The organism is Arthrobacter rhizosphaerae (assembly GCF_023062595.1).
In the GTDB taxonomy this organism is placed as follows: Bacteria; Actinomycetota; Actinomycetes; order Actinomycetales; family Micrococcaceae; genus Arthrobacter; species Arthrobacter rhizosphaerae.
Window position 1 is genome coordinate 266,238 of sequence record NZ_JALLAN010000003.1, and the last position, 12,003, is coordinate 278,240.

General features: G+C 61.5%; 9 protein-coding genes. 6 read left to right on the top strand and 3 right to left on the bottom strand.

The window, feature by feature from the left end; translation table 11 throughout:
- Positions 1–14: 14 nt before the first annotated feature.
- Positions 15–725 (bottom strand): LysR family substrate-binding domain-containing protein, encoded by a 711-nt coding sequence (locus tag MU551_RS06155; protein ID WP_247041621.1) that lies wholly within the window; start codon positions 723–725, stop codon positions 15–17.
- Positions 726–925: 200 nt separating this feature from the next.
- Here MU551_RS06155 and MU551_RS06160 point away from each other — a divergent pair, with 200 nt between their 5' ends.
- The 4 genes from MU551_RS06160 (at position 926) to MU551_RS06175 (ending at position 4,285) form a co-directional block, all read left to right on the top strand.
- Entirely contained in the window at positions 926–1,324 is a 399-nt protein-coding gene (locus MU551_RS06160) for a DUF5997 family protein (protein ID WP_247041624.1), read from the top strand.
- 128 nt (positions 1,325–1,452) lie between these two features.
- Complete coding sequence (locus MU551_RS06165; protein ID WP_247041627.1) at positions 1,453–2,121, top strand: hypothetical protein; 669 nt, start codon at positions 1,453–1,455, stop codon at positions 2,119–2,121.
- A 179-nt stretch (positions 2,122–2,300) separates the two neighbouring features.
- A complete protein-coding gene (locus tag MU551_RS06170) occupies positions 2,301–3,452 on the top strand; it encodes an NRAMP family divalent metal transporter (RefSeq protein WP_247041837.1) in 1,152 nt (383 codons plus the stop codon).
- Between the two features lie 8 nt (positions 3,453–3,460).
- Complete coding sequence (locus MU551_RS06175) at positions 3,461–4,285, top strand: putative hydro-lyase (RefSeq protein WP_247041629.1); 825 nt, start codon at positions 3,461–3,463, stop codon at positions 4,283–4,285.
- An 88-nt stretch (positions 4,286–4,373) separates the two neighbouring features.
- Here MU551_RS06175 and MU551_RS06180 read toward each other — a convergent pair whose 3' ends face one another.
- On the bottom strand, positions 4,374–5,162 hold the full coding sequence (locus tag MU551_RS06180) for an SDR family NAD(P)-dependent oxidoreductase (RefSeq protein ID WP_247041631.1): 789 nt from the start codon (positions 5,160–5,162) through the stop codon (positions 4,374–4,376).
- Positions 5,163–5,264: 102 nt separating this feature from the next.
- Here MU551_RS06180 and MU551_RS06185 point away from each other — a divergent pair, with 102 nt between their 5' ends.
- Positions 5,265–5,885, top strand: a complete 621-nt coding sequence (locus tag MU551_RS06185) for a TetR/AcrR family transcriptional regulator (RefSeq protein ID WP_247041633.1) — start codon at positions 5,265–5,267, stop codon at positions 5,883–5,885.
- 107 nt (positions 5,886–5,992) lie between these two features.
- Here the strand turns inward: MU551_RS06185 and MU551_RS06190 are convergent, their stop codons facing one another.
- Complete coding sequence (locus MU551_RS06190) at positions 5,993–6,694, bottom strand: GntR family transcriptional regulator (RefSeq protein ID WP_247041635.1); 702 nt, start codon at positions 6,692–6,694, stop codon at positions 5,993–5,995.
- Between the two features lie 700 nt (positions 6,695–7,394).
- On the opposite strand from MU551_RS06190, the gene MU551_RS06195 reads away from it, so the two are divergent.
- Positions 7,395–11,942 (top strand): beta strand repeat-containing protein, encoded by a 4,548-nt coding sequence (locus tag MU551_RS06195; RefSeq protein WP_247041637.1) that lies wholly within the window; start codon positions 7,395–7,397, stop codon positions 11,940–11,942.
- Positions 11,943–12,003: the final 61 nt, after the last annotated feature.

The following is a 12,003-nucleotide window of genomic DNA, read 5'->3' on the forward strand; positions in this document are numbered from 1 at the left end:
GGACGTCGAATCCGCTAGCGCTTGCCCTTTTTGCGTGAACCACGGCCCCGGCCTTTGTCAGGATTCGGGGCGTAACGCTGGGCCACCGCCGGTTTCTTGGCTCCGCCCGTTCCCCTGCGGTCAGGCTTTGGGGCCTTCTTGGGCTTCTCCTGGTTCGCCGATGGCTGCCGGGAACTCTGGGCGGTACGCCCGCGGACGATTCCGATGAACTCCTCGATTACCTCGTCGGTCGCGTCGGCCGGCCAGGCGAGCGCGATCTCCGTGCCCGGCACTCCGGTCAACCTCCGCGCCACCGTGTCTTTGACGTTGAAGTGTCGCGCTACTGACATCGGGAGGATCAGCAGGCCCGCCCCGGACGCCACAACCTGGAGTGCACTCTCTGCTCCCCCGAGTTCGGCCGGATCCAGAAAGGTTTCTTCCGATAGGTCATCAAAGGCAACCTCTTCGAAGACAGAGATTTCGTGGCCCTTCGGTGCAACCACTACCGGCTGTTCTTCATAAAGGGGAATGACACTGAGTCCCTCGCGCTCCACCGGGAGGCGGACGAAGCTGAGATCAGCAGAACCGTTCCGCAACACCGCGAGCTGCTGGCCGTCGTCGGACATAAATGACTGCAACGGCACGTCAGGCATTCGCTCTTCCCAGCGGCGGATCCACTTGCCCGGCGTTACCCCCGCAACGTAAGCAAACCTCAGCCCCCGGCGGGCGGCTTCTGGTTCGCCCATTGGCGTTTCCGTCGAAACGGGAGGAGAAGCGGGAGGGGCAGGTTCGGGAGCCTGGGGGATTTCATCGTCTGCTGGCACAGCTTCACAGTACCGTCAGCCATTCCAAAGCGTCAGCCGTTCACCGCCACCAGCACGGGGATGGCGCCTGAACGGCGCCTCCTCTGGTGCGTTCAAGGCGCGCGTACAGATACCCTTGAAGCATGACCTCTGCAAACTCCCAGTCCATGAAGCCGGCCACCGTTGCCAAGAAACTCGGCATCTACCTGCCCGCTACACCCCAGGAGTTCCAGGATTCAGTCATCACCCGTGCTGACTTCGCCGAGCTCCAGGCCAACCCGCCGGAGTGGCTGGCCGAGTTGCGCCGCAACGGCCCCCACCCCCGCCCTGTTGTGGCCCAGAAACTGAACGTTTCCATCAGCGGCCTCGCCCGTGGCGGAGTTGAAGAAGCGCTAACGACGGCGGAAATCACCGCCCTGCTGCAGGCGCCTCCTGCTTGGCTGGTGGCTGAGCGCTCCACACACGCCGCGGTCCGCGCTGAAGCGCAGCGTGTCAAGGATGAGGCCGCGAAGAAGGAAGCCAAGAAGGCCCGCCAAGGCTGAACCGGCCAGAAGAAGGGCCTAGCTGAGGCGCAACGGGTCGGCGCATACTGAATTCAAGCGGCGCACGACCTTCATACGGCATTCGTGGAGGACTGCGCCGAGCGGGTAATAGCGCTGGAGGTGGTCCCATGCCCGCCATGCCTGACGCCGTGCCGATGGCGCCTGCCGAAATCGCCCTGTGGGCTGCTGTACTGGTGGTCGCGATTGCATGCACCGTCCGTGTTCTCTACCGGAGCATAAGCCGAAGTCCCGCCATTTCCGATGCGGGCCTGCTATCCGGCAACGACCCTACGGCGGCCAAGCCCAGGGAAAACACCCGTAGCGAGAACAGTTTTGGCAGGAGTGAGCCGGACGCGCTGTTCTGGAACGTGTTCACCGGCCTCGTAGTGATCGGCCCGGCTGTGCTGATTCCGGCTGTGCTGTCGCCTGTCGTCGGACTGCTATTGGTGAGCCTCGGGGCTGCCGCTGCTCTACTGACTCTGAGCGGCAGCCGCAGACTGGACCTGCGTCATAGAAGCAAGCCGGAGAACCGTCCCGGTTTCGCCCCCGCAGCGGAACGCCACAATGCCGTTCTCCAAAAGTGGAGCCGCTACGAACTGGACCCTGGAAATGCTATCGATTTTCCGGGCATGAGCGACGTTCGCGTCCCTGAAACAGCCGAATTCTTCCGTGCCATGAAGGAAGCTCAACGTTGCCGGCTGGCACCCGATACCGACTACCCGGCTGCCGTGGAGCGGCTCGAAAAGGCATTCGCAGCCGCCGAAACGGCCTCCGGTCCCCTCGCTATCAATTTATAGTTTTTGATAATTGTTGAACAATCTCTTGCGCAGATTGTTCAACAGTCTGTAGTGTTGCCCATGACACCCCTCCTGTGACTACGGTCACCACACCCATTTGGACGGCCCCTGTGGAAAGCACAGCAACACTCAAACCAAGCACAACAAAAGCCGGCAGGCGCTCGGCTCTCCTGGGAGCCATGTTCCTCATGGCTACCAGCGCAATCGGTCCAGGCTTCATCACCCAGACAGCAGCGTTCACTGTGCAGCTGGGGGCTGCCTTCGCGTTCGCCATCCTCGTTTCGATCCTCGTGGACATCGCGGTACAGACCAACGTCTGGCGCGTCATCGGCGTTTCCGGGATGCGGGCCCAGGAGCTAGGCAACAAGGTCCTACCGGGTGTGGGATGGTTCCTCGCCGGCCTGGTCTTCCTGGGCGGCCTGGTCTTCAACATCGGCAACATCGCCGGCACCGGCCTGGGTACCAACGCCATGATGGGGTTGGATCCCAAGCTTGGCGGCGCCATCTCCGCCGTCATCGCCATCCTGATCTTCCTCAGCAAGAAGGCGGGCCTGGCACTCGACAAGATTGTGGTAATCCTGGGCGCCGTCATGATCCTCATGACGCTTTACGTGGCTATCGTCTCCGCTCCTCCCCTGGGCGCAGCGCTCCGGAATACGGTGATGCCCGAGAAAGTGGACTTCCTGGTGATCACCACGCTCATCGGCGGAACCATCGGCGGCTACATCACCTACGCTGGCGCCCACCGGATGCTAGATTCCGGCGCCACCGGTGTTGAGCACGTCAAAGAGATCACCCAAAGCTCCATCCTGGGAATCATGGTCACCTGCGTTATGCGAATCCTGCTGTTCCTCGCGATTTTCGGAGTCGTGGCCGGTGGCGTGGCATTGGCCAACAACAACCTTGCCGCCTCGGCTTTCGAAGCTGCCGCCGGTCAGATCGGACTGCGCATGTTCGGCGTGATTCTCTGGGCAGCCTCCATCACCTCAGTGATCGGTGCGGCATACACCTCCGTTTCCTTCGTGACCAAGTCCTCAACAAAGGAACGCACGCGTAACCTCATCACCGTTGGCTTCATCGCTTTCTGCGCCATCGCCTACCTCCTGATCGGACAGGCCCCGCAGCAGCTGCTCATCTTCGCCGGAGCCTTCAACGGCCTTATCCTCCCCGTGGGCTTCGCCCTCCTGCTGTGGGTGGCCTGGCGCCGCCGAGACCTTCTGCACGGCTATGTTTATCCCAAGTGGCTGCTCATCATCGGTGCTCTCGCCTGGCTGCTGACCCTGTTCCTCGGCTGGAACTCGCTGGCCGGCCTCGCCAAGCTCTGGGCGTAGGAGGCACAGTGACACTTTCAACGAACTCCCCTGCTGGCGTCGTCCTTCCCGAGAATCCGGCAGCGCTGCTGCCGTCGGAGGCCCGCGAACTGTTCCGGGCCGGCGTTGTTAGCCCCACCTCCGGCTGGAGCGGGGGCTATGCCCAGGCGAACCTGATCATTGTCCCCAAGGCACAGGCTTTCGATGTCCTGCTGTTTGCCCAGCGGAACCCGAAGCCGTGTCCCATTCTGGGCGTGCTCGACGCCGGTGAGACATCCGGCCCATTGCTGTTCGGCGGCGACGTGAGAACCGACGTCGCACGGTACGTGGTGTACGAAGACGGGGTCAAGGTTGACGAACCGACGGACATTCTGGCGCACTGGCGCGATGACCTGGTGACGTTCATTGTGGGTTGCAGCTTTACCTTTGAAGCCGCACTCCAGGAGAACGGAATACGGGTGGCCCACATCGACCAAGGGGTGAATGTCCCGATGTACCGGACCAGTGTGCGCTGTGAACCTGCGGGTGCCATGGCCGGCCCGCTTGTGGTGTCCATGCGCCCCGTCCCGGCCTCGCAGGTTTCCGACGCCGTACGCATCACGTCGCGCTATCCGGCCGTCCACGGCGCCCCCGTGCACGTGGGAAATCCTGCGGAGCTGGGCATCGCCGACCTTGCCCGTCCGGACTTCGGCGACGCCGTAGAAATCCCCGCCAACCATGTCCCGGTGTTCTGGGCTTGTGGGGTTACGCCCCAGGCTGCCGTGATGGAGTCCAGGCCCGCCCTTGCGATCGGGCACGCCCCGGGGCACATGCTGATAACCGATGCCAGGGACAGCAGTTACCTGGTGCCGTAGCCTCTACAGTCGCCTGGCTTGTTTACGGCGCCGCGGGTCCGTTTTCGGATCCGCGGCGCTTTTGCACGCGGCACTCTTCCGTGTGCTGCTAATCCTGCACTGCTCTGCCTGCGATGGCGAGGGAGACCTGCCTGGGTAGACGCTGGGCCATCCCGGCAAGAATGCGATTCCCCCAGCCGGAGACGACGCTTGCGGGGGTAGCACGCCGATCGAGAGCTTGCAGGGCCGTGTCGATGACCTCGCTGGCACTTTGCATCCGCCCGAAAGCTGCGGCTTGGCTCCCGAGTACGTCGAAGAACTCGGTGCGGGTGGCTCCCGGGCAGAGCGCAAGCACCCGAAGGCCCGATCCCTTTGTCTCATGGGCCAATGCTTCCGTGAAGCTCAGGACAAAAGCCTTGGTCGCTCCATAAACGGCCATCCCAGGGAGCGGCTGAAATGCTGCAGTGCTGGCCACATTAATGAGTGCGCCCTTTCCTCCTGAGAGCATCTCAGGAAGGAACACCCGAGTGGTCTCGACGAGGGATGCCACGTTCAGGGAGATCTCGGAGGCGATAACCGCGGGGTCTTCCTCTACCAATGGGCCGCGCGTGCCGAAGCCCGCGTTATTGATCAGGGTGTCAATGCGGATGCCCCGTTCGGTGAGGTCGCCGTGAACTTCTGCTCCGGCTCCCGGAACGCTCAGATCCTTCGAGAGTGTAGTTACGGAAACGCCGTGGGCGTCGCGCAGCTTCCGGGCCAGTTCCTCAAGCCTGTCGGCGCGCCGTGCGACCAGCACGAGGTTGGCCTGGCGCGCCGCAAATCGTTCGGCGAACTCGGAACCGAGTCCGGAGCTCGCTCCAGTGATGAGTGCTGTGGTTCCTGCGTAGGTCATGGTCATCTCGAAATCCTCACTGTCACTGCCACTTATGTAGCCAATGTCAACATAGTAGGCAGTGTCACTAAAGTTGTCAATGACAACATATCGCATATACTGGATCGCATGACACACCAGCCCTACCACCACGGCAAGCTCCGCGAGGCGCTACTCGCTCGCGCCAAGGAATTTATCGAAGATGCCGGGGTTGAGGGACTTTCCCTGCGGCAGCTCGCCCGTGACCTCGGTGTGAGCCATGCGGCGCCGGGAAAGCATTTCCGTGACAAACAGGCGCTTCTCGACGCCCTCGCCCTCGACGGCTTCCGTGAACTGAACGCCCGGATGACCGGAGCATCAGAAGCTGCCGGAGACCATCGTTCACGTTTTGTCGGGATTGCGGCAACCTACGTGGACTTCGCAGTCTCCCACCCGGTCCTGCTGGCCGTGATGCACTCCACTAAGCACCATCCTGATGCCAGCGATGAACTGCGCAGCATCGGCGAAGAAGGCATGCGGATAGCCAGGGGGCTCTTCACAGAAGCCCAGGACGCCGGAGAGTTAGCGTCAGGCGACATAGAAAGGCTCGCGCTCGTATGCTTCGTGAGCCTCCATGGTGCTGCGCTCCTGGCCGCGGGCAACCTGCTCGATGGAGCATCCGCGGACGACTTGACCATTGCTACAACCGACCTGTTGTGGGCAGGAATGGTCGCAGGCTTACCCGCATCCCCAGGGGTCGGCACTGTGTGAGGTTACCGGGAAGAAGCTTCTGGATAGAGTTCGCGCCAGCACGGCGGCGCTTTTGTACGTGCCCGGCAGTCAGCGCGGGCAGTCAGCGCGGGCAGTCAGCGCTTCTGTCAGCGCTGCCGGTCAGATTGGGCGGCGCCGATGTGGGCCAGCAACTCATCCTCGGCAGCGTCAAGGTAACGTCGAAGCTCTGCGGCGGCTTCTTCCCGCTGGCCTGACCGGATTTGGGCAACCAGGGCGGCGTTGCGCTCCACATAGTGGCTGTGGAAATCCGGAGTGGTGGCCATTGCATGGAATACCAGGCGCATTTCGGCAAGGACCTTTTCCATGAGCTCATCCAACGAAACGCTGCCGGAGAGTGAGACCAAGGCCTTGTGCAGCTCCTGGTTCGCGTCCGCCATACCCTGGATTGATCCCGCAGCCAACGCCTCACGAGCGTGAGAGATGATGGTATCGAGCCGGTCCAGCGTACCGTCCGGAATCTCACCCCACAGGACTGCTGCCGGCTCAATCAACCGCCGCACCCTGTAAATCTCGCGGACATCTTCAGCTCCCGGAGCTGCCACGTACACTCCCCTGTTAGGAATGCGCTGGACGACGGACTCTCCTGCAAGGACTGTGAAAGCCTCCCGCAGTGTGTTCCGGGAAACCCCTAGGGCCTCGGATAGCTTCTGCTCCGAGAGTTTGGTTCCCGGCGGGAGCTGCCCGGCGGAGATCCGCGCGCGAAGAACGGCCGCGACCCAGGCACCAGTGTGGGCATGGGTGGCGTGGCCGTTGTCGGCGATCCCTTGGAGTGCAGCGTTCATGGGCATGATCCCAATCTACCTAACAAGGCAGGGATCCCAGTCTTTCACTCGTAGAATTCGGCGTCGCAAAGGCACCAAGGATCAGTTCTGCGTGTAGGGAAAGGCGCCACAAGATAAAAGTAAGCACGCTTATGGAATGTTGAATTTACAAATTAAATACAAAAGTATGCGCTGACATCTCATCCGCCATCAGGAAATTTAAGCGACTGTTGATTACAGGCGAAGGGACCTCTATTTTTCAATAGTCCCTGCGCGAATGACACAAACTCGCCTGGATTGGCGCGCAATACTCATGTTCTCAGTACCTGTCCTAGGCAGTTTTCCCCCTGAAACCCTGCAAGTTTTGGACCTTCCGACGAGTCACCCCGCCGCCACGGCCGATAATACAGTACCGATAGTTTAATATCAAAAGGTTTGTTCAGTGCATTTATTAATTCGATTGTAATGGAAATATTACTCACTTGACAAACGGATAGCAGCCCCTAACTATTTACGGTGGGGGAAGCATCAAGAGCACACTTGCAACTACGCGACCCGTACAACACGCGGGTCAAAGTCTGGCCCCGAACGATCTACAGGGGGTAGACCGTTGTATAAAAGACGCCCAAATGCCGATCCGGCAAAAACAAAAACCAAGCCAGTCCACGCTGTCAGACGAGGCGTAGGTTTACTTACAAGCGGCGCACTTATCGCCGGAATTCTCACAGTGGGGGGCATCGGCCTGAACGTGCCGGCTCCCGCTGCAGCTGCCGTCCCGCTCACGTGCGAGTCCGTCTACTCGATCCAGGGAACCGCCGAGCGCAACCTCTGGTTCGTGGACACTGCCACCGGTACCCAGAGCAGCGTCGGTTCATTCAACATCGGCGGAGCAACCGCCAACCTCAACGGACTCGGTATCGCCGCAGATGGCAGCGCGGCCTTCGGTGTACTTCCTGACAACACCGGAACCGGTCGCACAATCTACCGCCTCGACAGGTCAACGGAAGCCACAGTCGCACTGGGCGCCGGTGAGGCCGGAACCCCGGTCACTCACGGTGCAATCGATCCCGCTACCGGATATTACTACTACGGCGGATTCAGCGGCAGCAGCATTCAAATCTACGGATTTAACACGACAACCAACACGTCGATTGGCCTCGTTGCCACTGGCGTCATTCCCAATGCCGGGGCTAACGGCGACTGGGCATTCGACCGTCAAGGTCGTCTTTACGTAGTTGGCGGTGGAACCGTTGAAAGCATTCTCACGGTCATCGACCAGCAACTTCCGACGTCGCCGGGTGCACCTATCACGGTCACCGGAAGCCAGATGGTTTCCATCGAGACCCCGCAGCCGGTCAACGGTATCGCTTTTGGCGGAGACGGAATGCTCTACCTGGGCAGTTCCAACACCTTGCGTCAGGTAGACCCCGTCACCGGCGCAGTCACCAGCACCCTGCCCTTCTCCGAAACCGGGTCCGTGGACCTCGCTTCCTGCTCCACACCCAACACCATCACGGTGCAAAAGGACTTTCCAGCAGGTCGTGTGGCGCCGACTGACCAGGTCATGGTCACTCTTGCCGGCGGCGGACTTCCTGCGGGAATTGACGGAACCACCGCAGGTACGGATGCAGGAATCCAGGATGAGCCAGCCGAAATTGCAGGGCCCGTCTTTGGCCGTGCAGGCACCACTTACACCATTTCCGAGAGCGGTGCAGGTACCGTACCGAGCAGCCCGACGGCGTTCGGATACGCCTCAAGCTGGACTTGCCTGAATGAGAACACTGGCGGCACTATCGCCACCGGGCAAGGCACCTCCGGCGAATTCACCATGCCGGATGCCGGGTCAGCCGGCGTAGCCGTGGTCTGCACGTTCATCAACGCGGCGCAGATCACCGGCCTCACGTTGGACAAGCAGGCCGGCGCCGCCACAGGTAACACTGCCGGTTCCACGGTGACGTACACCTTCGATGTGACCAACACCGGAACGATACCGCTCGAGACCGTGACGGTGACTGACCCGTTGGTTGGCGCCGTGACATGCCCTCCCGGTCCGCTGGCGGTTGGCGCGATGACAACCTGTACAGCCGCCCCGTACACGCTTTCGCAGAATGACGTCAATGCCGGTGAGGTAGTGAACAACGCGTCCGCTAGCGGGACTGTAGCCGGGCTCCCACCGGCAACGGACGAAGACACCACCACCACCCTGATCGAACGTGCCCCGTCTCTCTCCCTGGAAAAAGAAGCAGGGACACCCACGGACGTCAACAACTCCGGAATCACCGACGCAGGGGACACTGTCCAGTACACGTTCAACGTCTCCAACGACGGAAATCTCCCGCTCACAGGCCTGACGATTGCAGATGACCTGCTGTCCGGTCAGAATCCGGCAATTGCAATAACCTGCCTGGCAACCTCTCTGGCACCGGGAGGCTCCACCACCTGCGCCGCCAGCCAGCCTTACACCATCACGGCAGCTGACGAAACGGCCGGAGCCGTGGTGAACACTGCCACGGCGAATGCCGTCGGCCCGGACAACGCTCCTGTTGCTTCGGACCCTGACAGCACCCGGACGGAGGTCACGGCACAGCAGAACCTGCTCGTGCTCGAAAAGACGGCCGGTGCACCCGCCGACGTCAACTCTTCGGGGATCGCCGACGCCGGCGACACCATCCAGTACACCTTCCGGGTCACCAACAACGGAAACGTACCTGTGGCGGACCTGGTCATCGATGATGGACTGCTGGGTGGATTGGACCCGGCAATCACGGTGAACTGCGAGGAGACCACCCTGGCGCCGGGAGAGTCCACTGACTGCGCAGCAAGCGCTGTGTATGTGATCACCGAAGCCGATGAGGCTGCTGGATCAGTGGACAACACCGCTACGGCTCAGGGCACCGACCCCGACGGCGATCCCGTCGAGTCCAACCCGGATGAGACCACCACCGAGGTCATCGCCCCGCGCCCGGCGTTGAGCATCGAGAAGACCGCCGGAACCCCGGCGGACCTCAACAACTCAGGAATCACCGACGCTGGGGACACCATCCAGTACACCTTCGTTGTCACCAACTCAGGCAACGTGACCATCCACGATGCCGCCGTCAATGATCCCCTGATCGGCAGTGTCACCTGCACCAGCACAACACTGCTTGCAGGGGCTTTCACTGAATGCGTCGCAGACGAGCTGTATGTAGTGACGGAGGACGACGAAGCCGCAGGTTCAGTTGACAACTCCGCCACGGCCACCGGAATCGACCCCGATGACGCCCAGGTGAACTCGGAAGAGGACAGCACGTCCACTCCCGTGACGGTCCCGGCGCCTGGCCTGGCCATCGAAAAGACCGCCGAAGCCCCGGTGGATGTCAACAACTCGGGGATCACCGATGCCGGCGACACCATCCGGTACACCTTCACGGTCACCAACACTGGAAACGTTCCGGTCCGGGACGTCGGGGTCAATGACCCCTTGGTTGGCAACGTCACGTGCACGGTCATCACGCACACCTTTGCTGGCGGGGAAGTTGGCCCGCTTGCGGTCGGTGACCCGATCACGCTGGGTGTGGGAGAAACGGCGGAATGCGTTGCTGACGCACTCTACGTAGTGACCGAAGCAAACGAAATCGCCGGGTCAGTGGATAACACCGCTACCAGCACTGGTACTGATCCCGACGGCGGCACCGTGACTTCCGTGCCGGATTCCACCACCACGGAAGTTACCCTGCCGAACCCGTCCCTCCTGATCGAGAAAACAGCAGGGGCTCCGACGGACGTCAACAACTCCGGCATCACCGACGCCGGGGACACCATCCAGTACACCTTCCGCGTTACCAATGACGGGAATGTTCCGGTGGGCTCCATCGCAGTGGTGGACCCGCTCGTCGGATCAGTCCTTTGCGGTGTGACGGCCTTGGCTCCGACAGCCTTCACCGACTGTGCAGCGGAAGCCGTTTACACCATCACCGCGGCAGATGAGACGGCGAACGTCGTCGCCAATACGGCGCGGGCAACGGGAACCGATCCGGATGATGTTCCGGTGGAATCGGATCCGGATTCAACCAATACGCCTGTCACGGAACAGGCACCGGTGCTGACGCTGGAGAAAACAGCCGGAGACCCTGTCGACGTCAACAGCAATGACATCGTTGATGCCGGCGATACGATCCGGTTCACGTTCCTCGTGACCAACGACGGCAATGTTCCAGTCCGCGAGATCCAGGTAAACGACCCCCTAGCCGGGGCGGTTACCTGCGAGGATGTTGAACTCGGGGTCGACGAGTCCACCGACTGCTCGGCCGATGAGTTGTATGTAATCACGCAGGCCGACGTAGACGCTGGCGAGGTTGTTAACGTTGCGACCGCAGCGGGAACCGACCCCGATGATGAGCCGACCGTGTCGAACGAGGATTCAACCACGACGACGGTTGCACGTTCCGCTGAACTGCAGATCGAAAAGAACGCGGAACTGCTCGACGGTGACGCCAACAACATGGCCGACCTGAACGAGGAGATCAGCTACACCTTCACGGTGACCAACACCGGCAACGTGACCATCACGGATGTCCGGGTTGATGATCCCAAGGCTGGTGCTGTGACCTGTGCCGAGAGTGTCCTGGCTCCCGGAGCATCGACAACATGCGCTGCAGTTGAGGAGTACGTGGTTACCCAGGCCGATATTGATGCTGGCTCCGTTGATAACGTGGCCACCGCTGCAGGAACCCCGCCGGCGGGTATGGAGGAGCTGGTTTCGGATCCGGATACCACCTCCACTCCGGCGCACGTAGTTCAGGCCCTCAAGCTTGAGAAGGACAACGCGCTGCGCGACGGGGACGGCGACGGCGTGGCCGATGCCGGGGAAGTCATCCAGTACACGTTCACGGCTACCAACACGGGCACGACTACGCTGACTGATCTTCAGGTTGATGATCCCCGGCTGACCGCCGCGGGCGTCACCGTCACCTGCCCTGCCACCACAGTGGTTCCTGGTGAGTCGATCATCTGCACCGCAGACTACACAGTGCAGGCAGCAGATGTGGCGTCCGGCAATCCGATCGAGAATGTGGCCAGCGCCAAGGCCTTCGGTCTTGGTGGGGCTGCGCTCTCACCGGAGGATTCAACCGAAACGCCTGTCACCAAGAAGGATGCTGGTGCTCCGCTGGCCAACACCGGACGCTCCCTGGCTAACACCGGTGGGGTTGCCTTCATCGCAGCGGGCGTGGCCGGTGTGCTCCTGCTTGGAGGACTGGCTCTGACCCTGGTGTCCCGCCGCCGCAGGGCGTAGCGGGGAGCGGGTGCTACGGCCTTGGTCGTAGCACCCGTCCAAGACACGCAACCAGGAACGC